Origin of the sequence: Psychroserpens sp. SPM9, assembly GCF_025153525.1 — a bacterium.
In the GTDB taxonomy this organism is placed as follows: domain Bacteria; phylum Bacteroidota; class Bacteroidia; order Flavobacteriales; family Flavobacteriaceae; genus Psychroserpens.
Genome location: NZ_JANZNR010000002.1, coordinates 307,251 through 328,649 on the forward strand (window position 1 = coordinate 307,251; position 21,399 = coordinate 328,649).

Consider the following 21,399-nt stretch of genomic DNA (forward strand, 5'->3'; position numbering starts at 1 on the left):
ATATTTTATTTATTGGTAACCTTCAGCTTGTAAAGCAAATAACTGCGCATACAATGACTGGTTACTCATAAGTTCTTGATGTGTTCCTAGTTCAAGAACTTTTCCATCTTTCAGAACCAAAATTCTATCTGCCTGTCTCACCGTACTAAATCGATGTGAAATAATAATACTGGTCTTATCTTTTGTTAAACCAATAAAGTGTTCAAATACGTCGCTTTCGGCTTTGGCATCTAATGCTGACGTTGGTTCGTCTAAAATCATCACCTTGGCATCTTTCATATAGGCCCTTGCTAATGCCACTTTTTGCCATTGGCCTCCAGAAAGTTCTTGTCCTTTGTAAAAACGTTTCCCTAATTGTTGGTTATAGCCAAGTTTTAATTCTGAAACCACTTCATCTGCTAAACTTAAGGCAGCTGCTTTTTCAATTTTTTCCTGATTGTCTAGTTCTTCAATATTGCCAATAGCAATATTCTCTCTAACCGTAAATTCGTATTTGAAAAAGTCTTGAAAAATAACACCGAAAAATTCTTGGTACTCGGCTTTTTTAAATCGGTTGATATTAATACCGTCTAAGAGAATTTCTCCCGAAGTCGGCTCATAAAAACGCAATAACAGTTTTGTTAATGTAGTTTTTCCTGCACCATTTTGACCAACAAAAGCCATTTTTTCGCCAGCATTGATTTTAAAACTCACGCCTTTTAAAATTTCGACATCAGCATCAGGATAAGAAAAATGTACATTTTTAAACTCAAAACCCAAACTAATGGTTGTTGGTAGAGTTTGATCTTCGGCATGAGTTGGTTCAATAGAAATATCTAGAAACTCAAAATAATCTTTTAGGTACAAGGCGCTTTCGGTAATTCTGGTAAATTTAGAAAAGAAGTCTTGAAGGTTTCGCGTGAGTCTATTAAATGCTCCTGATAAAAACGTCAGTTCGCCTAAAGTAATCATCCCAGAAATGACTCTATAAATAATAAAAACGTAAGCCCCATAATAGCTTAAGGTTCCAAGAACATTAAATAAAAAACCTAAGGCCGAACGTTTAACAGCTAACTTTTTATTCAGTTCATAGTATTCGTCAGATAAGTTTTTAAAGCGATCTACAACGAAGTCGGTTAAACCAAATAATTTTATCTCTTTAGCGGTTTGGTTGTTCGCGCCAATAAAACGTAGGTAATCGAGTTCACGCCTTTCGGCTGTCCAACCTCGCGCCAATGAATACTGTTTCTGGCTAAACCAGATTTCGTTAATAAACGACGGAATAATACTCAATATCAACAAAATAATGAGGTAAGGTTCAAAATAAATAAGTCCGGCAACCAAGGTGGCAATAGAAATTAAACTTTGCACTTCACCTAAAGCATTAGACATCAAACCAACCCGACCTGTCGTTTGGGTTCTGGCACGTTCTAGTTTATCGTAAAATTCAGAGTCTTCAAGCAGACTGATATTAATTTGATTGGTTTTTTTAATGATGCTTACCGATGAACTTATAGAATAGGCATCACCCAATAAACTATCGGTTAATGCAATGGCTCTGCTAATTAAATCGGAAAGTATAATGAGCGCAAACTCTATACCTACATAAGTCCAAAGGTTTGTTAAGTCGGCCGTTTCGGCTTTAGACTGAAGAATAATCTCGTCAATAATGATTTTACCAACCCATAAAATGACAACGGGTAAAACCGCTCCAATGAGTCGACAAAAAGCAGATAAAAGGAATTTCTTTTTATTGGTAATCCAAATTTCTTTGAAAAACCTCGGAATAAAAATTAAGGCACTAAACGATCTTTTTAAGCTTGTTTTATTAGTGTCCTTAAGAGACTTAGGCGTTTGTCTTGGCATTAAATATTTTAATTGTTACAGCATTCCAAGCTCTAATTTAGCTTCTTCGCTCATTAAATCTTGGCTCCAAGGCGGATCGAAGGTGATTTCTACTTCAGCAGATTTTACATCATTTAACGACTTCACTTTTTCTTCAACCTCTAGAGGTAAAGTCTCTGCCACAGGACAGTTTGGTGTGGTTAAAGTCATTAATATTTTTACGTCGTAATCTTCATTTACGAACACATCATAAATAAGACCTAACTCGTATATATCTACAGGGATTTCTGGATCATAAATGGTTTTTAAAACCCTTACAATTTTTTCACCTAAAACGTTTGTATCTATTGTTGTTTCGCTCATATCGAACTAGTTTAACTGTGTTTGGTATGCAATGGCATACATTTTAATTTGTTTTATCATACTCACCAATCCATTTGCTCGTGTTGGTGATAAATGTTCTTTCAGACCAATTTGGTCGATAAAATCGGTATTACTTTCAATAATAGCTTTGGGATGCTGATTAGAAAAGGCTCTAATTAAAATTGCAATAATGCCTTTAGTGATAATCGCATCACTATCGGCTGTAAATTCAACTTTATCGTCGTTCATTTGCGCATGTAACCAGACTTTACTCTGGCATCCTTTAATAATATGATCTTCTGTTTTGTATTGCGCATCAATTAAGGGCAAAGTCTTACCAAGATCTATCATGTATTGATAGCGTTCTTCCCAATCATCAAACATTGAAAACTCGTCTATAATATCTTCTTGTATTTCTGCAATGGTCATCTTCATTTTTTTTGATTTCAACATCGGTTTCCGGAGACACAAAGATAAGACTTATCTACTGCTTCTCAACGATATCTTTGATATATAGTATTTTTTCAACTATATCAAGAATTGCTTTCGGAGGTTTTCCGTGATCAAAGCTTTTGCTTCTATAGATTTCGCCGCCTTTTGAAATTTCTAAAAAGGCCGCAGGAGCAGCATCATGATGATGTGTTTTAGAAGGCGCTTCATAATCTGAAAGAGCGGTTTCGTCTATGGCACTCAACAATTGGATAAATGCCTCTTTTTCTTCCTTCGGAATTAAACGCGTTGTGATAGCCTTTAAGTTATAATCGTTCGTATATTTTATAGAATCACCTTCTATCCATATTTGCAAATAAAAGCCTCTTGTGGACGCACGATAACTAGTGATTTCATGGTCTTGAAGTCTCATTTCTGAAGCTTGTAGCGTCAATTCTGAAGATGCCTCATGAGTTCCCATCTGTGCTTTCTTTTGATCACATTCCTTTGCCGAAATTAGCATAACGAATAAACATATTATGAGTTTCATACCTTTTAGCTTTTAGTGTTTACAGTAATATTACAAAAAAGAAGCCAAACTTTAAGACAGCATCATTTTTGCTTTCTTAACACCTGAAATTAAAGCGTCTATTTCGGCTTTAGTATTGTAAAATGCAAAGGAGGCTCTAACGGTTCCTGGAATATTGAAAAAATCCATAATAGGTTGAGCACAATGGTGTCCTGTTCGAACCGCAATACCCATTTTGTCCAATATGGTTCCTACATCGTATGGATGAATATCTTTCAGATTAAAAGAAATTACCGATGTTTTGTTTTTTAAATCTTTTGGACCAATAATCTCCAAGCCTTCAATTTCTAGCAACTGTGCTGTGGCATATTCTAAAAGTTCATGCTCATAGCGTGAAATTGCATCAAAGCCAATGGCATTCATATAATCTACAGCAGCTCCAAAGGCAATTCCGCCACAAATATTAGGCGTTCCTGCTTCAAATTTATGAGGCAAACCAGCATAGGTCGTTTTTTCAAAAGACACCTGATCTATCATTTCGCCACCACCTTGATAAGGTGGTAATTTATCGAGCCATTCTTCTTTTCCGTACAGAACACCAACACCTGTTGGTCCACACATTTTATGAGCAGAAGCTACATAAAAATCAACATCGAGCGCCTGAACATCGGGTTTGATGTGCGGACACGATTGTGCGCCATCAATAAGAACAGCGGCACCAACTTCATGGGCTTTTTGAATGATGGTTTCAATAGGATTAATGGTACCTAAGGCATTCGAAATATGGTTGACAAACACTAGTTTTGTACGTTCTGAGAGCAGTGCTTCATAAGCATTCATTATTAACTCACCATCAGTAGTCATAGGAATGACTTTTAAAGTCGCTCCTGTTCGCTCACATAACATTTGCCAAGGCACAATATTACTATGGTGTTCTAATGCCGATACTATAACCTCATCATGCGCATCTAACAAGCTGGTAAAACCATTAGCCACTAAATTAATACCATGTGTTGTCCCAGAGGTTAGTAGTATTTCATAGCTATGCTTGGCATTAAAATGCTGTTGAATTTTAAGTCGGGCATCTTCGTATAAATCGGTGGCCTCCTGACTTAAAGTATGAACACCTCTATGAATATTAGCATTGTAATTTGAATAATAATCTACAATCACATCAATCACTTGTTGTGGTGTTTGTGAGGTTGCGGCATTATCAAAATATACTAAAGGCTTTCCGTTGACCTGTCTGTTAAGGATAGGAAAATCTGCTCTAATGTTATCAATATTTATCATAGATACAAAATTACAAGATGTTTATCTAATATGTCATTTATAAAAAAAAACTTATAAAATTTTTAGCATTTTGTTTGTATACATTTAAATAAAATGTATTTTTATCACATGTATAGCAAAGAACTCACCAAAGGAACCTTACAACCTATTATATTAAAACTCGTAAACAGTCGAGATAAAATGTATGGTTACGAGATTACACAAGAAGTAAAAAAATTAACGTCTGGAAAAATAGATATTTCAGAAGGTGCTCTGTATCCAATTCTGCATAAACTAGAAGCTAAAGGTGTTTTAGATACAGAAAAAGTATATATAGGTAAACGTGTCAGAAAATATTATAAAGTCACCAAAGAAGGCAAGCAAATGGTAGCCGAAGTCACTAATGAAATACATGACTTTATCAAGACACTTCAACTAATTTTTAACTCAGAAAATATAACATCATGATACTATCTGATCAACAAATTGAATTTATAGATAATAACTTAAAGCTTTATGGTGTGACATCTGATGCATTGCGAGAAGATTTGCTCGACCACATATGCACCTTTATAGAAACCAATGAATCTCAAGATTTTGATTGTTTATATCAAGAAGCACTTCAGAAATTTGGTGGATATGCCAATTTTCAAAATTTACAGCGCGAAACTCACCTTCAACAACATGCTAAACAGATAGTTATGATAAATAAGTTGAAGTTTTCTGCTGGCTTTGTTGTCATTCTTCTGTTGGTTACAAGTTTAGTATTTCAAATGATGCAATGGCCTTACGCCAATGCTTGGTTACTAGGCGCAATACTCATCTCATTTTTGGTAATACTGCCAATTCATTTTTATGCTAGATATAAAAAATCAATCCATAAATTTTCTTAAATCAACTACTATGAAAAAATCATTCTACGTTCTCGGATTTATTACCTTCTTCATTTTAGGTATTGGTGCCATGTTTGAATTTTTAACATGGCCTTATCGAGGTATAATTGTATTTGTAGGGTTTTTATTTTTAAACTTTGGGCTAATCCCTGTCTACTTTTATCAAAAATATAAGCAATGTTAAGAGCTTATTGTTTGCTAGCATTATGGTGTATATCTATTAAAAGTACTGCACAAAGCGAACCTAAAGTCAAAATCGATGCACTTTTACAAGAGTATGAAATACAAGATGCTCCTGGTTTGGCTATTAGAGTTCTTCAAGATACGACCATACTTTATTCAAGAGGAATTGGGAGTGCTAATTTAGATTATAATATCAAAAATTCGGATTCCACTATTTTTAGTCTTGCTTCCATTAGTAAGCAATTTACAGCTGCTGCAATATGGGCTTTAATACAAGAATCAAAATTAAATTTAGAGGATCCTATTACTTTGTTTTTTCCAGGCTTTCCCAGTTACGGAAAATCAATACAAATTAAACACCTTTTAAACCATTCAAGTGGAATTAGAAATTATCACACCCTAATGCATTTATCTGGCTTTGATTATGATAAAAATTATTATGACAATTCTTATGTTCTTGAATTAGCTCAAAGACAAAAAAATCTCAATCATTTTCCAGGCGAAAAAATCACTTATTCAAATACAAATTACAACCTGTTAGCCTTAATAGTAGAACAAGTTTCAGGTCAAAACTTGGATACCTATCTGAAAACTAAAATTCTTAATCCGTTGGGTATGAAAAATACATTTGTAAAAGTTACTAGCGGAAAACCAATAAAAAATAGAGCTATAGGTTATCAAAAACAAGAAGACGGCTTTGTTTATAATACATCAAACCAGTTGAGTTATGGTGCAGGAAGTATGGGCAGTAATTTAATTGACATGACACTATGGGCGCAAATGCTTAATGAGGAAACACCTAAGTTTAAAGACCTCGCTAAGTTTCTTAAAACTTCTGAAGTACTAGCTTCGGGTCAAGAAGCAACATATACAAGAGGTTTAATGCTTGATCATTACAAAGGGTTTAAAACCTTTAGTCATAGTGGTTTTGGTTTTGGTGGACAAACACAATTTATATCTGTACCAGATAAAAAGATTAGTATTATTATACTTACAAATTTACAGTCTATAAACCCAACACCTATCGCTTATCAAATTCTAAATTTGTTCATAAGTTCTGAGGAAAAAGAGCTTATCGAAATAGATCCATTTGAGCCTTACGAACCTCAAAATTTGAATCAGTTTATTGGTGATTATATAGAAATTAATAGTGATATGACCATGCAGATTTTAGTTGAAAATGACACACTAAAAGCGATGGGCTCTAAGGGAAAAACCAAAATACCTTTACTACAAAACAGCAGTAATGAGTTTGTAAGACATCATGCTCAAAATGTAAAATATAATTTTAAAAAAACACCAACCTACGATATGACTATTTCATTTGGAGGAACTCCTTTTTACTTTAAACGCATAAAACTTATAAAGCAAATCCCTAATCATTTAGAAGACTATACAGGCAATTATTTTTCGGAAGAATTGCAAGCAACATATCACTTTTTTATAGAAAATGATACATTAAAATTATCATATGCTCAACATGATACGATCACTCTACATCCAATACTAATTAACCAATTTGGTAATGGAGATAGGACTTTATACCATTTTATATCATCAAATAATAATAATATCACTGGAATGTTATTGTCTTGCGACGGACAAGTAAGTAATATAGAGTTCGTTAAAGATTGAATCCTATATTTACACCTAATTTATTAGCGATAATCTTGGTAATACGTTGTTTAATTTCAGGGATTTTAACCGAATCCAATACATTATTGCTAAAAGCAAACATCAATAAAGCTTTAGCTTCCTTTTCGGGAATCCCTCGAGATCGCATGTAGAACATAGCACTCTCATCTAATTGCCCAATGGTACAGCCATGAGAACACTTGACGTCATCAGCAAAAATCTCTAACTGAGGTTTCGTGTTTATAGAGGCTTTATCGCTTAATAAAATATTATTGTTCGCCTGAAAAGCATTGGTTTTCTGAGCAATTTTGTCAACAACGACTTTTCCATTGAAAACACCTGTAGACTTATCAGCAAATATGCCTTTGTAATCCTGATGACTTTCGCAATTTGGCTCGATATGATGCACTAATGTATTGTGGTCAACATGTTGCTTATCGCCAATAATAGTCACGCCTTTTAAAGTAGAATCGATACGCTCACCTTCCTGATAAAAATTAAGGTTATTACGCGTAAGTTGACCTCCAAAACTAAAAGTATGCACAGAAGCATGGCTTTCACGTTTTTGCTTGATAAATGTATGATCAACTAACGAGGCACTTTGCTTGTCATTCTGAATTTTATAATAATCAACAATGGCACGTTTATTTGCAAAAACTTCGGTGACACTGTTAGTTAAAACCGGATGGTCTGTTAAACTTTGATGACGTTCAATAATTTGAACATGAGAATTTTCATCTACCACAATCAAGTTACGCGGTTGTAAAAGTAAAGCCGATTCATTACCAGTTGAAAAATGAATAATCTGAATTGGTTTTTCAACCACTTTATTTTTCGGAATATGAATATAGGCACCTTCTTGTGAAAATGCTGTGTTTAAAGAGGATAAACTGTCTTTAGTAGCCGCTTTATTGAAATAATTTTCAATCATCAAACGGTATTTTGGTTTAGTTAATGCTGCAGACATTAAACAAACATCAATCCCATCATGCGTTGTTTGAGATAAGTGAGAAGAATACTTTCCATCGACAAAAACCACTTTGTAGGTATCAATATCATGAATAAAATACTTCTTAATATCTCTGTATTCTAAGGCGTTTTCTTGCTTCGGAAACACACTGTAATCATGTTTTAATACCGTGTTTAATGAGGTGTATTTCCAGGCTTCATCACGTTTAGACGGAAATCCTTTATCTTCAAATGATTTCATAGCTTCACTTCTAACATCATGAACCGGAGTTTCATTATTAACCGTGTTCTCAAATGCCATAAATGACGATATTAATTTATCTTTTAAATCCATTCTCTTTGTATCCTTTCTGCAAAAGCAGCACTATTTATTTGTACATTTATTCTAGATTCCTAATCAGAAACTGTACTATACCAATTCTTGTTTAATCCAATCGTAACCCTTTTCTTCGAGTTCGTGCGCCAATTCTTTGGTTCCAGATTTAACGATTCGTCCTTCGTGAAGTACATGTACAAAATCTGGTACGATATAATCTAATAAACGTTGGTAATGTGTAATAACAATCACCGCATTGTCTTTGCTTTTTAGTTTATTAACACCATTAGCTACAATACGCAAAGCATCGATATCAAGACCTGAATCGGTTTCATCTAAAATAGCTAGTTTAGGTTCTAGCATTGCCATTTGAAAAATCTCATTACGCTTTTTCTCGCCTCCAGAAAATCCTTCATTTAAAGAACGTGATAAAAACTTTCTATCAATCTCTAAAAGTTCGGCTTTTTCACGAATCATTTTCAGCATTTCATTAGCTGGCATGTCGTCTTGCCCTTTAGCTTTTCTAGTTTCGTTAATCGCTGTTTTCATGAAGTTTGTAACACTAACTCCCGGAATTTCAACAGGATATTGAAACGATAAAAAGATCCCTTTATGAGCACGTTCTTCGGCAGCGAGTTCATCAATATCCTCATTATCTAAAAGGATTTCTCCTTTAGTAACTTCATATTCTTCTTTGCCAGCAATCACAGAAGCTAAAGTACTTTTACCCGAACCATTTGGCCCCATTATGGCGTGAACTTCACCAGCTTTAACTTCTAAATTAATGCCTCTTAAAATGGCTTTGTCTTCAACACTTGCGTGTAAATCATTTATCTTTAACATATTATTTGCTACCTACTTTTATAACTTCGTTTTCATTTAAATCTGGTGCAGTCACCTTCAATATTTCTTTTATTTCAATACGGTCTTCCCAACCTTCTGTTTCAGGGTCTTTTTTAAACATTCGCCCTCTTATAGTTACAGGAACCATATCGGTATCTTCCTGTTTATACGGTTTTGCAAGCGTGTTTAACTCCTGTAGTTTTTCGTCAATGACAAGACCATAAATCTTGGTGGCTGTTTGTAATACTGCAGCATTGTCTTTTTTAGAATAAATAAAATTCCCTTGAATAGCTATGAGGCCATCGCTTTGCTTTAAAGTTTTGCCTTCTTCAGCAACGACTGCTTTTTCTTCAGATGTAACATCTGTGTCTTTTTTCTGATCGTCTTTACAGCTTATAAACGCTGTAAACATCATCATTAATACAAGTATTTTTCTCATACTACTAATTTTAACCTACAGAACCTTCGAGACTAATTTCTAATAATTTTTGAGCTTCTACAGCAAACTCCATTGGTAATTTATTGAGTACCTCTTTGCTAAACCCGTTAACGATAAGTGCAATTGCTTTTTCGGTATCAATTCCTCTTTGGTTGCAATAAAAAATCTGATCCTCACCAATTTTACTTGTGGTGGCTTCGTGCTCTATTTGAGCCGATTTATTTTTTGCTTCGATATACGGAAACGTATGTGCGCCACATTCATTTCCCATCAACAAACTATCACATTGAGAAAAGTTTCTGGCATTATCTGCTCTGGAGCTAATCTGAACCAAACCTCTATAAGAATTTTGAGATTTCCCTGCGGAAATTCCTTTAGAAATAATGGTTGATTTTGTGTTTTTTCCGAGGTGAATCATCTTCGTTCCGGTATCGGCTTGCTGGTAATTATTGGTCACAGCAATGGAGTAAAATTCACCTACCGAATTATCGCCTTTCAATATACATGAAGGGTATTTCCAAGTTACAGCAGATCCTGTTTCTACTTGAGTCCAAGAGATTTTTGCATTGGTTTCACACAAGCCTCTTTTGGTTACAAAGTTATAAACACCTCCTTTACCTTCAGCATTTCCTGGGTACCAGTTTTGAACGGTAGAATATTTAATTTCAGCATCGTCTAAAGCAATAAGCTCTACTACGGCTGCGTGCAATTGATTTTCATCACGACTTGGCGCTGTACAGCCTTCAAGGTAAGAAACATAGCTCCCTTCATCGGCAATGACTAATGTTCTTTCAAACTGACCAGTACCTGCCTGATTAATTCTAAAGTAAGTTGAGAGCTCCATTGGGCAACGAACTCCTTTAGGGATGTAGCAAAAACTACCATCACTAAACACAGCACTATTTAATGCTGCATAAAAATTGTCTTTTTGGGGTACAACTGTACCAATATATTTTTTAACCAGTTCTGGATGTTCTTTAATCGCTTCAGAAATACTCATAAAAATGATTCCTTTCTCGGCAAGTGTCTTTTTAAAAGTTGTCGCTACCGAAACAGAATCGACCACAACATCCATAGCTACTCCAGCTAGTTTCTTTTGTTCATCAAGAGAAATTCCTAACTTTTCAAAGGTTGCTAACAGCTCTGGATCTACTTCGTCTATGCTGTCATACTTCGGTTTACTGTTAGGTGCAGAATAATAAGAAATTGCTTGAAAATCTGGTTTTTGATAATGAACGTTTGCCCATTCAGGCTCGGTCATATCTTTCCAGACTTTAAAGGCTTCAAGTCTCCAATCTGTCATCCATTGTGGCTCTTCCTTTTTCTTAGAAATGGCACGAACAATGTCTTCATTTAGACCATTGGGAAACGTTTCTGATTCAATGTCTGTATAAAAACCATATTCATATTCTTTGGTTTTTAATTCTTCTCTTAAATCATCTTCTGTATACTTATTGCTCATAAATCGTTTTTAAAGTGAGAATGATTCTCCGCAACCACAGGTTCTGTTAGCATTTGGGTTATTAAACACAAATCCAGCGCCATTCAATCCGCCAGAATATTCAAGGGTTGTACCTATCAAATACAAAAAGCTCTTTTTATCAACGATAATTTTAACACCATTATCTTCAAAGACTTTATCATCTTCTTGTTGGTCTTTATCAAACTTTAAATCATATGATAAACCAGAGCATCCACCGCTTTTTACACCAACTCTAATAAAGTCGGTCGTAGCGTTAAAGCCATCGTCATTCATCAACTCAATGACTTTCTTTTTAGCTGATTCTGATACTTTAATCATGTGTTTTATAGATTTAATCTGTTTTTACTGTAATGCTTTATTGTCAGATTTGTATCTATTAAGTCTTCAACTTCTTCCTAAAAAACTTAAAAAAGAGGTTTTGTCTAAATAGATTGCAAATATACAACATAAGTCTATTTATACCATAGAACCTAACATTATATTAGCAAATGATGATATACGCAATTTTAATACTGAAATGACTTATCAATATTAGAATATAACACAGTGAAGTAAAGCGCTTATTTAGATTGAAAGCTGCCTATGAACATATTGGCTTTTTAAGAGAAAAAGTTGCCTCAGTGCTGTGCTTATTTCACGATTTTTTATCGGAAGTATATCAAACTCTTCTCGATCTCGCTCAGAAACTTTAGATTGACACGTTTTACAAATAAGTTCATATGAATTTTTAGACGCCAAAGGGGAGCGCTCTAAATTGTGTCCAAAAACCGAACACGATAATTCGTTGGTCGTAGTGGTTTGCATAGTAGGTTAAAAAAATTTGGGAAGACTAACATAGGAATTTAAATTTAACTCATCGTTAAAACACCTGTTTTTTCGATGAAATACATGTATTCGTATCTGCAGTAGTTATAAAAATGCAGCTTCTAATCATGCTCTTCTAAAAAAGCTACTTATTTTTGCAATATGATAGAAGATAAAAATCCGCAACGCACCTCATTAGATCAACTTGGAGAATTTGGTCTTATTGAGCATTTAACTAAGAATTTTGAAATCAAACAACAAACCACAGTTAAAGGTATTGGTGATGATGCAGCAGTATTAAATCATGGCTCTAAACAAATCTTAGTGACTACCGATTTATTGGTTGAGAATGTGCATTTTGATTTGACTTATGTCCCGTTAAAGCATTTAGGTTACAAAGCCGTTATAGTTAACCTAAGTGATGTTTATGCTATGAACGCGAATGCAACTCAAATAACAGTTTCTATTGCTGTGTCTAATCGTTTTCCTTTAGAAGCTTTGGAAGAATTGTATGCTGGAATAGAAACTGCTGCAAAGATTTATAATATTGATGTGATTGGAGGCGATACGACTTCATCAACAACCGGATTGATTATTTCTGTTACTGCTATTGGAGAAGTTACCAAGGAATCTATTGTGTATAGAGATGGTGCCAAACCTAACGATTTACTGGTTGTAACTGGAGATATTGGCGCTGCCTATATGGGATTACAAGTATTGGAACGTGAAAAAGAAGTATTTAAAGTGAATCCACAAAATCAACCTGATTTGGACGCTTATACCTATATTATCGAACGACAATTAAAACCTGAAGCGCGGAAAGATATTGTTGAACTCCTCCACAAATTAAACGTCAAACCTACAGCTATGATTGATATTAGTGACGGACTCTCATCTGAGGTGTTACATATCTGTAAGCAAAGTGATGTTGGCGTTGAAATTTATGAGAATAAAATTCCGTTAGATCCACAAGTTATTTCCACCTGTGAAGAATTTAATATAGACAGCACTACAATTGCTTTAAATGGTGGTGAAGATTATGAATTACTCATGACTATTTCTCAAGAAGATTTCCCGAAAATAAAAGGCAACCCCAACTTAACGGTTATAGGTTACATGACTGAAAAAGACAGAGGTATGCATCTAATTACTCGTGGTGAGCAAGCAATTCCTATTATAGCAAAAGGCTGGAATGCTATGAAAAATGAGGCGTAAAATTTAACAGAGACTTTTCAGCAGGATCTTTTGAAAGTGCTTTTTGTTGAATTCTTAACGTTCTTCTCGTGTGAATTCGTTCTAAAACCGAATTGATTTCTTTATACTTCGGTGTTAATGGCGTTAAACCACCTTTGCCACTGGTTGTGACTTCAGAACTACAATGGGTACATTTATATTCCTTGACGTGGTATGTAATGTTTTTGGAAACTTCGTAGTGATGTCCAAAAATTGAGCAGTAAAGACTTTTCACCTTGTTAAACTGTTTTAGTTATTAATTTTAGAGGATATCTAAATATATAAAAACCAAACAATAAAAGTGAGATTTTACGCTAATATATCGATGAACTGAGTGATTTGTTCTTTAAACGAGACATTCTACGCGAATAAATATCGGCTAAAATGGCATTTATTTCTTGATATTTAGGGGTTAATTCGGTGAGTTTCCCATTTCCATTTGTGGTGAGTTGGCGCTTGCAACATTTGCAGGTATACTCCTTAACATGCGAGGTTACTTTTTTGGTCATCTCATAGTTATGTCCAAAAATATCACAGTAAATCTTTAACGGACTTGACGATTTTGATGTAGTTTTTTTCATGGCTGTTAGATTTGGGGAGTATAAACTTAGAAAAAAAAGTCAATTAAAACGCTTAAAAGTATTTTTATTCGACAAAGTGTTTTATAATGTAGGATAATTCTGATTTATTTTCAATATGACTCATGTGACCAAAGCTTAATTCATAACAAATAATGGAAGTGTCTTGCGTTTCTTTGAGTATACGAGCACCATCAACAACTGGGTCTTGCTCGCCAATGATTATCGCCTTTTTGGTGTTTAAAGATTTGAAAAAATCAAACTTATCATCTCGAATACACATCCCTTCTTGAGCTGCCATATAACCTTGTAACGGTGTTTGTAAAGCTTGAGCTAATGCTTCATCTAGCTCTTTTTTATGAGTAATTTTACTTTCAGGAGAAAACAAATTAGTAAACGACATGCGCACCATAGCTTCATAGTTGGTTTGTACCATGGTATTTGCTCTTCGCCTCAAAACCTTCCGTTCTTCATCATCAGCATAGTACGTAGAATTCATCAAACACAACCCAGAAACCGACACTGGATTCATTTCAGCTAAAGCTAAAGCTACATAACCACCCATAGAATGCCCTATAAGAGTATATGCTCGAATCGTTAAATGTTGCAGCACTTCTAATACGGCTTGTGCCATATCATTCATTGTATGGATATAACCTAGACATTCTGTTTGTCCGTGACCCAATAAATCAACACAAATAATTCTATGGTTTTCGAGTAATGTTGGTTTTAAAGCGTTCCACATCGTCAAATTTTCTAAAAATCCGTGAAGTAAAACGACTACTGTACCTTCACCTTCGTCTGTATAATGAACAGGAATTCCTTTGTAGTGTAAAATCATGAGCACAAAGATACAGTATGAGACTATTTTGCAAATAAGTATTTACTATATTTGATGTCAACCTCTAAAACATCTTCATTGAATTCTAGAAAAGAACTATTCATCACAAGCTTTGCGTTATTCTCATTGTTTTTTGGAGCTGGAAATTTACTTCTTCCGCCACTTTTAGGTTACAATTCTGGTGAAAACTGGTTTTGGGTTGCTATCGGGTTTATGATTACAGCCGTAGTAATTCCTATTATTGGAATCTTGGCGCATGCTAAATTACAAGGGACATTGTACGACTTCGGAAAAAAAGTATCGCCTCAATTTAGCCTTATTTATTGTGTTATTATTTATGTTATAGCCGTTGCGATTCCGTCGCCAAGAACAGCAGCAGCAACGCATGAAATAGCCATTCATCCTACATTTGGGAGCAGCCCGCTTTTAACAAGCACTATTTATTTTGCACTTGTGTTGGTTTTTGTTTTGAATCGTTCTAAAATTTTGAGTTTTATAGGTAAATTCTTAACACCATTAATTGTAATTATGCTATTGATGGTTATTGGAATCGGACTCTTTTCTTCGGAAATGGTTACAAGTACATCACAATTTGAAACGCCCATAGTAAGTGGTATTTTAGAAGGGTATCAAACCTTTGATGCGATTGGTGCAGTCGTTGTAGGTGCGGTCATTATTATTTCTATCAACTTACGCTATAAAGGTAGTTTTGAAGAAAAAAAAGCCTTGATTGCTAAGTCTGGATGGGTTGCTGGTTTGGGTTTATTTGTGATATACGCTGGATTAATTTCGGTTGGTGCTTATTACGGTTCAGAAATTAATATTAACGACGAATTAAGCAACGACATGCAACGTGCCAATTTACTGAGAGGCATTAGCACTAGCGCTTTAGGAACATTTGGAAATTCTATATTGAGCATTTTGATATCCTTAGCTTGTTTTACAACAGCTGTAGGAATTATAGCCGGAACAGCCGATTACTTTAAAGGCCTACTCCATAACTCGCAATCGGTTTACATCATCACAGCAATTATTGCCTGTGTCTTTGGTGTGGTTGTTGGGCAATTAGATTTTAACTCTATTATTATTGTTGCTGTCCCAGTATTACTCTTTATCTATCCCATTACAATCGTTTTGATTTTACTGAATGTGTTTCCAAAACAGTTTTCAACGCCTATGGTTTTTAGAGCCGTAGTTTTAGTGACTTTTATATTTAGTGTTCCTGATGTTATAAATTTTGTAAGTCCTTCTAAAGGCTTGAAAGATCTTATTGGATATATTCCGTTAGCTAAATATAGTTTAGGTTGGGTGCTCCCTGCTTTGGTGACTTGTTTAGGTGTAGGGCTATTAACCTTAAATCAAACAAAAAAAGCCTAAAACAATTATTTAGGCTTAAGTACGTTTTACAACAACCCAAACTAAGAATTCATCAGGTCCTCAATTTCATCAGCTTCAATTGGTATATGACGCATCAGGTTAAATGGTTCTCCTTTATCCTGAATAACCACATCATCCTCGAGGCGAATTCCGAAACCTTCTTCTGGAATATAAATCCCTGGTTCCACCGTAAACACCATATTAGCTTGCATTGGCTCTGTGAGAATTCCGTAGTCATGCGTATCTAAACCTATATGATGTGAGGTACCATGCATAAAATATTTTTTATAGGCTGGCCAATCTTTGTTTTCATTTTGAACATCGGCCTTATCTAATAAGCCCAAACCTAAAAGCTCTGAAGTCATCATTTTCCCAACTTCAACATGGTAAGGCGCCCAAAGTGTTCCAGGAACTAATAGCTTAGTCGCTTCATTTTTGACGCGATTTACAGCATTGTAAACTGCTTTTTGTCTGTCGGTAAATCGTCCGGAAACAGGTATGGTTCGGGACATGTCACTAGAGTAATTAGCATACTCGGCAGCCACATCAAAAAGAATTAAATCTCCCGCTTTACATTGTTGATTGTTTTCTATATAATGCAATACATTAGCATTATTACCCGAAGCGATAATTGGTGTATAGGCAAATCCTTTAGAACGGTTATTTAAAAACTCATGCATGAATTCTGCTTCAATATTGAATTCCCAAACATCAGGTTTAACAAAGTCTAAAATCCGTCTGAATCCTTTCTCTGTAATATCACACGCTTGTTGCATTAAATCAATTTCAATTTGATCTTTTACAGAACGTAAACGCTGTAATATAGGATTACTCTTAGCCACGCGATGTGCAGGATATTTAGCTTTTAACCATTTTGTAAAACGGTCTTCACGAGTTTCAGTTTCTACTGACGCTCGGTAATGCTCGTTGGTATTTATATAAACCGTGTCACATTGGGTCATGATCTCAAAGATGATTTTCTCCATATCCTGAAGCCAGTAAACGGTTTTAATTCCGCTGGTTTCAAAAGCAGCCACTTTGGTTAACTTTTCGCCTTCCCAAACTGCTATGTGTTCATTAGTTTCTTTTAAAAATAAAATTTCACGATGATGTTCGTTTGGGCAGTCTGGAAATAAGACCAAGATACTTTCTTCTTGATCTACACCGCTTAAATAAAAAATATCCCGATGCTGCTCAAAGGGCATGGTACTATCTGCACTTATGGGATAAATGTCATTAGAATTGAAAACCGCAAGACTATTGGGTTCCATTTTAGACATGAAGTTTTTTCGGTTTTTTATAAAAAGCTTAGAATCTATTTTATGATATTTCATTTCTGTAATTTTGAGACGTAAAGTTAAAAATAAATAAGGCGTTACATAAGCCAAAAACATCTTTTTTTAATGTAGTTAGCGCCTAAATTACCTGATAGCATTTTCACATGACAATAGACTCCTTGGCAAACCTGCATCGATATTAAAACAACCTATACCTATAAATACCCTAGGTCTAAAGTATTTAATTTGACATTGTTCTGATATAAAATATGCCTATCGTATAATTTTAGCTACGCTCATCATCTATATTTATTACCTTTATAAGCAATAAAAATCAACCACCATGTTTAAACAAATTTGTTCTCTTCTTTTCTGCGCCTCATTGTTCATTAATGCACAACAACCTGCTACAACTTCAAAACTCGTAGATGAAGGATTAACTAAAAAAGCCAATTTAACTAAAGCCTCTCTGGTAAAACATGTGCCTTTTGAAAATATAGGTCCAACAGTAATGAGTGGTCGTGTTACAGATTTGGCGGTCAATCCTGAAAACCCAAATGAGTTTTATGTTGGCTATGCTTCAGGAGGCGTTTGGCATACAACAAATAATGGAACCTCTTTTAATCCGATTCTCGATACTTCGGAAACTCAAAATGTTGGAGATATTGCTGTCGATTGGAAAAACAGAACCTTATGGGTTGGCACTGGAGAAAATAATGCTTCACGATCTAGTTACGCCGGAATTGGTATATTAAAATCAACCGATAACGGTAAAACATGGCAAAATATGGGACTAAAAGATTCGCATCATATCGGACGAATTTTAATCAATCCCAACAATCCTGATGAAGTTGTAGTTGGTGTCACAGGTCACTTATATTCTCCTAACCAACAACGCGGGATTTACAAAACTGTTGATGGCGGAAAAACATGGACACAACAATTGTTTGTGGATGATGTAAGCGGAATTATTGACGTACAACGTCACCCAAATGATTTTAATTTGATGTTTGCTTCCTCATGGACTAAAGATCGAAAAGCCTGGAATTTTGATGGTAGTGGGAATAATTCTGCCATCTATAAAAGTACAGATGCCGGAAACACATGGACCAAAGTATCCACCAAAAAAAGTGGCTTTCCTACAGGTCAAGGTGTGGGTCGAATTGGCTTGGCAGTATATGATAACAATATCATTTATGCCATTCACGATAGTCAGTTTCGCAGACCTTCAGAAACCAAAAAAGAAGACTCTGATATCCTGACCAAAGAAGATTTTAAATCGATGTCTACAGATGTTTTTCTGAAATTAGAGGATAAAAAACTCAATGGCTATTTAAAAATGAATGGCTTTCAAGAAAAATACAGAGCAGAAAATGTAAAACAAATGGTGCGCAATGGACACGTAAAACCTGCAGACCTAGCCAGCTATTTGGAAGATGCTAATTCCTTACTTTTTGATACACCTGTTATTGGTACCGAAGTCTATAAAAGTACCGATGGAGGCATGACCTGGAAAAAAACACATGACGACTACCTCGATGGCATTTACTATAGTTACGGATACTACTTTGGTCATATCTATGTTGCGCCTAATAATCCTGATAATATTTATATCTATGGTGTTCCGATTGTAAAATCTAAAGATGGCGGGAAAACCTATACTTCTATAGATGCCGAAAATGTTCATGCCGATCACCATGCGCTTTGGATTAATCCTAAAAACCCTAACCATCTCATCAATGGTAATGATGGTGGCGTGAATATCACCTATGATGATGGTGAAAACTGGATCAAAAACAATTCGCCTTCCGTAGGACAATTTTATGCCATTAATGTAGACAACTCCAAACCTTACAAGATATACGGAGGCTTACAAGACAATGGCGTTTGGGTAGGAACTTATGGTGCTTCCGAAAACAAACGTTGGCATCAAAACGGGCAATATCCTTGGAAAAGCATTATGGGAGGCGATGGAATGCAAATCCAAATTGACAGTAGAAACCCTAATATCTTATATACTGGTTTTCAATTTGGAAATTATTTCAGACTCAATTTAGAAACCGAAGATCGTGCCTACATTCAGCCAAAACATGAACTAGGAGATACACCTTATCGTTTTAACTGGCAAACACCTATTTTATTATCATCTCATAATCAGGATATTTTATATCTGGGCGGAAATAAATTAATGCGCTCTATGAATCAAGGAAACGATTGGACTCCTATAAGTGATGATCTAACCAATGGTGGGAAAAAAGGAAATGTAGCCTACGGAACCTTGACTTCTATTAGCGAATCTCCTTTTCAGTTTGGTTTGATTTATACGGGTAGTGACGACGGATTAATTCATATTACCAAAGATGCGGGCGGAAGCTGGCAAAACATTTCAAAAAGCCTACCTAAAGATCTTTGGGTAAGTCGTATTATCGCATCTCAACATAAAAAAGAACGAGTATATGTCACCTTAAACGGTTACCGTTGGGATGATTTTAAAGTCTACGCTTATAAAAGTGATGACTACGGAAAGACCTGGACGAATATTGGTGCTAATATTCCTATATCTCCTGTCAATGTTATTAAAGAAGATACCGAAAATGAAAATGTTTTATACCTAGGAACAGATAATGGTGCTTATGTTTCTTTTAATCGAGGTGAAAGCTGGGAAGTATTTAGCAATGGTCTTCCAAATGTAGCCATTCATGATATGGTGATTCAGCCTGAAACTAAACATTTATTATTAGGAACACACGGACGAAGCATTTATAAAACAAATATTGCACCACTTCAGCAAATGAATGCTGCAATGCAATCGAAAGCAACTACCTTATTTAAGGTAAACGATACAAGGTTTTCTAGGCGCTGGGGACGTTCTTTTAGCCAATTTTCTGAACCCTATGAACCTACATTAGACCTGACGTTTTATGCTAATAATTCCGAAGAAAAAACAATACGTATCTTATCAAAAAAAGGCGCATTGCTCAATGAAATAAAAGTGGTTGCAGACAAAGGGTTTAATTATACCACCTATGATTTAACACTGACAGAAAAAGGCAAAAAAGAACTACTTAAAGAAGATACTAATATTGAAATCGAAACGGCCGATAACGGTAAGTATTATATTCCGAAAGGAGAGTATACGGTTCAAATTGATGATGAAAAAACGACGTTTGAAGTGAAATAAATTGGTGTAATTTTAGTTATATTAAAAACTCTAAATCTATGAAAATACTTAAATTAACACTTCTGTTCATTTGCGGATTGATATTGTCTTGTAGTGATGACCAAGACGATACACCTCAAACGACAGCGCCCAAGCTAATCATTAAATTAAAATTTGACCCTAATCAAGAACGTTTAGGTAATCTAGGACAACCCGTTTCGGTGGCATCAGGAAATGCAGCTCAATCACCTACTATAAACAGAATGAGTGCCAATTATATCGAATTTGCTCCAACAGCAACAACAGCTTTAGGAACAGGCGAAATTGTATTTGAAGGTGACGAAACTTCTGTTGGTGGCGCTCAAGCTATCGACTTTCAAAACGCCTTGTTTGCCGGAAACAACGAGACGTTTTTAGAGGTGCCTTTAAGTGATATTTCCGCAGGAAGCTACGAATGGGTTAGAGTCTCTCTAGCTTATCAGGAAGGCGCCATTAATTTGTTAGTTAACGGTCAAGATCTCACCGGGACTTTAGCGAGTTTTGTAGGTTATAATTCTTATATCTCTTCATTTGACCTTAATGGGAGTACCATTGAAGTCAATGAAAATAAAGCTCAAGGATTTTGGGCGTTTGAAGCTTTAGGATTTACAACACAAGGTCAAGCTCCTGAAGGCGCCACAACAGTTCCCAATCCTTTATTTGACTCCTCTCCAATTCCGCAAGGGTCTTGTGTTGTCACAGGAGAATTTGAAAACGGACTGACCATCACAGGTGCTGAAACTCAAGATGTGACAGTCACCTTATCATTTTCTATAAATAATAGTTTTGAATGGACAGAAGTTAATCAAGACGGAAAATACGAACCCGAAGCTGGAGAACAAGTGGTCGACATGGGATTGAGAGGCTTAATTCCTAGTGTTGGAGATTAACACATCAACAACTACAAAATGA

21 protein-coding genes are annotated in these 21,399 nt (G+C 35.2%); 7 read left to right on the top strand and 14 right to left on the bottom strand.

What is annotated here, in order from left to right; translation table 11 throughout:
- Window positions 1-9: 9 nt before the first annotated feature.
- Genes N4270_RS05165 through N4270_RS05185 form a run of 5 tightly spaced genes read right to left on the bottom strand, consistent with a single transcriptional unit; the run spans window position 10 to window position 4,438 of the window.
- Window positions 10-1,845 carry an ABC transporter ATP-binding protein gene (locus tag N4270_RS05165; protein WP_260095870.1) on the bottom strand — a complete coding sequence of 612 codons (1,836 nt, stop codon included), beginning with the start codon at window positions 1,843-1,845 and terminating at the stop codon, window positions 10-12.
- A 15-nt stretch (window positions 1,846-1,860) separates the two neighbouring features.
- Entirely contained in the window at window positions 1,861-2,187 is a 327-nt protein-coding gene (locus N4270_RS05170) for a DUF59 domain-containing protein (protein ID WP_260095871.1), read from the bottom strand.
- A gap of 6 nt (window positions 2,188-2,193) precedes the next feature.
- Complete coding sequence (locus N4270_RS05175; protein WP_260096131.1) at window positions 2,194-2,616, bottom strand: SufE family protein; 423 nt, start codon at window positions 2,614-2,616, stop codon at window positions 2,194-2,196.
- A gap of 55 nt (window positions 2,617-2,671) precedes the next feature.
- On the bottom strand, window positions 2,672-3,166 hold the full coding sequence (locus N4270_RS05180) for a hypothetical protein (protein ID WP_260095872.1): 495 nt from the start codon (window positions 3,164-3,166) through the stop codon (window positions 2,672-2,674).
- A 51-nt stretch (window positions 3,167-3,217) separates the two neighbouring features.
- Window positions 3,218-4,438: a cysteine desulfurase gene (locus N4270_RS05185; protein WP_279309193.1), complete on the bottom strand. Its 1,221-nt coding sequence runs from the start codon at window positions 4,436-4,438 to the stop codon at window positions 3,218-3,220.
- 108 nt (window positions 4,439-4,546) lie between these two features.
- Between N4270_RS05185 and N4270_RS05190 the strand changes: the two genes are divergently transcribed.
- The 3 genes from N4270_RS05190 (at window position 4,547) to N4270_RS05200 (ending at window position 7,128) form a co-directional block, all read left to right on the top strand.
- Window positions 4,547-4,885, top strand: coding sequence for a PadR family transcriptional regulator (locus tag N4270_RS05190; protein ID WP_260095873.1), 339 nt, complete (start codon window positions 4,547-4,549; stop codon window positions 4,883-4,885).
- The gene (locus N4270_RS05195; RefSeq protein WP_260095874.1) at window positions 4,882-5,310 is read left to right on the top strand and encodes a hypothetical protein; all 429 of its coding nucleotides are present in this window, start codon (window positions 4,882-4,884) and stop codon (window positions 5,308-5,310) included. Before N4270_RS05190 ends, N4270_RS05195 begins: the two co-directional genes overlap by 4 nt.
- A 177-nt stretch (window positions 5,311-5,487) precedes the next feature.
- The gene (locus N4270_RS05200; RefSeq protein ID WP_260095875.1) at window positions 5,488-7,128 is read left to right on the top strand and encodes a serine hydrolase; all 1,641 of its coding nucleotides are present in this window, start codon (window positions 5,488-5,490) and stop codon (window positions 7,126-7,128) included.
- Here N4270_RS05200 and sufD read toward each other — a convergent pair.
- The 5 genes from sufD to N4270_RS05225 all read right to left on the bottom strand — a co-directional run bounded on the left by sufD (window position 7,118) and on the right by N4270_RS05225 (window position 11,496).
- Window positions 7,118-8,431, bottom strand: a complete 1,314-nt coding sequence (gene sufD / locus N4270_RS05205) for a Fe-S cluster assembly protein SufD (RefSeq protein ID WP_260095876.1) — start codon at window positions 8,429-8,431, stop codon at window positions 7,118-7,120. The genes N4270_RS05200 and sufD overlap by 11 nt on opposite strands.
- A 75-nt stretch (window positions 8,432-8,506) precedes the next feature.
- Window positions 8,507-9,256, bottom strand: a complete 750-nt coding sequence (gene sufC, locus N4270_RS05210; RefSeq protein WP_260095877.1) for a Fe-S cluster assembly ATPase SufC — start codon at window positions 9,254-9,256, stop codon at window positions 8,507-8,509.
- A 1-nt stretch (window position 9,257) separates the two neighbouring features.
- Window positions 9,258-9,695: a hypothetical protein gene (locus N4270_RS05215; protein ID WP_260095878.1), complete on the bottom strand. Its 438-nt coding sequence runs from the start codon at window positions 9,693-9,695 to the stop codon at window positions 9,258-9,260.
- A 10-nt stretch (window positions 9,696-9,705) separates the two neighbouring features.
- The gene (gene sufB / locus N4270_RS05220) at window positions 9,706-11,157 is read right to left on the bottom strand and encodes a Fe-S cluster assembly protein SufB (RefSeq protein ID WP_260095879.1); all 1,452 of its coding nucleotides are present in this window, start codon (window positions 11,155-11,157) and stop codon (window positions 9,706-9,708) included.
- Between the two features lie 9 nt (window positions 11,158-11,166).
- Window positions 11,167-11,496 carry an iron-sulfur cluster assembly accessory protein gene (locus N4270_RS05225; protein WP_260095880.1) on the bottom strand — a complete coding sequence of 110 codons (330 nt, stop codon included), beginning with the start codon at window positions 11,494-11,496 and terminating at the stop codon, window positions 11,167-11,169.
- A 648-nt stretch (window positions 11,497-12,144) separates the two neighbouring features.
- On the opposite strand from N4270_RS05225, the gene thiL reads away from it, so the two are divergent.
- Entirely contained in the window at window positions 12,145-13,197 is a 1,053-nt protein-coding gene (thiL, locus tag N4270_RS05230; RefSeq protein WP_260095881.1) for a thiamine-phosphate kinase, read from the top strand.
- On the opposite strand, the gene N4270_RS05235 is transcribed toward thiL, so the two are convergent.
- The 3 genes from N4270_RS05235 to N4270_RS05245 all read right to left on the bottom strand — a co-directional run bounded on the left by N4270_RS05235 (window position 13,178) and on the right by N4270_RS05245 (window position 14,634).
- Window positions 13,178-13,450 carry a hypothetical protein gene (locus N4270_RS05235; protein WP_260095882.1) on the bottom strand — a complete coding sequence of 91 codons (273 nt, stop codon included), beginning with the start codon at window positions 13,448-13,450 and terminating at the stop codon, window positions 13,178-13,180. The genes thiL and N4270_RS05235 overlap by 20 nt on opposite strands.
- Before the next feature lie 79 nt (window positions 13,451-13,529).
- Window positions 13,530-13,796 carry a hypothetical protein gene (locus N4270_RS05240; RefSeq protein ID WP_260095883.1) on the bottom strand — a complete coding sequence of 89 codons (267 nt, stop codon included), beginning with the start codon at window positions 13,794-13,796 and terminating at the stop codon, window positions 13,530-13,532.
- Between the two features lie 64 nt (window positions 13,797-13,860).
- The gene (locus N4270_RS05245; protein ID WP_260095884.1) at window positions 13,861-14,634 is read right to left on the bottom strand and encodes an alpha/beta fold hydrolase; all 774 of its coding nucleotides are present in this window, start codon (window positions 14,632-14,634) and stop codon (window positions 13,861-13,863) included.
- Between the two features lie 78 nt (window positions 14,635-14,712).
- Here N4270_RS05245 and brnQ point away from each other — a divergent pair, with 78 nt between their 5' ends.
- Entirely contained in the window at window positions 14,713-16,011 is a 1,299-nt protein-coding gene (brnQ, locus tag N4270_RS05250) for a branched-chain amino acid transport system II carrier protein (protein ID WP_260095885.1), read from the top strand.
- 41 nt (window positions 16,012-16,052) lie between these two features.
- Here brnQ and N4270_RS05255 read toward each other — a convergent pair whose 3' ends face one another.
- The gene (locus tag N4270_RS05255) at window positions 16,053-17,345 is read right to left on the bottom strand and encodes an aminopeptidase P family protein (RefSeq protein WP_260095886.1); all 1,293 of its coding nucleotides are present in this window, start codon (window positions 17,343-17,345) and stop codon (window positions 16,053-16,055) included.
- A gap of 286 nt (window positions 17,346-17,631) precedes the next feature.
- Here N4270_RS05255 and N4270_RS05260 point away from each other — a divergent pair, with 286 nt between their 5' ends.
- A complete protein-coding gene (locus N4270_RS05260; RefSeq protein WP_260095887.1) occupies window positions 17,632-20,469 on the top strand; it encodes a sialidase family protein in 2,838 nt (945 codons plus the stop codon).
- A gap of 38 nt (window positions 20,470-20,507) precedes the next feature.
- Window positions 20,508-21,377, top strand: coding sequence for a hypothetical protein (locus N4270_RS05265; protein ID WP_260095888.1), 870 nt, complete (start codon window positions 20,508-20,510; stop codon window positions 21,375-21,377).
- Window positions 21,378-21,399: the final 22 nt, after the last annotated feature.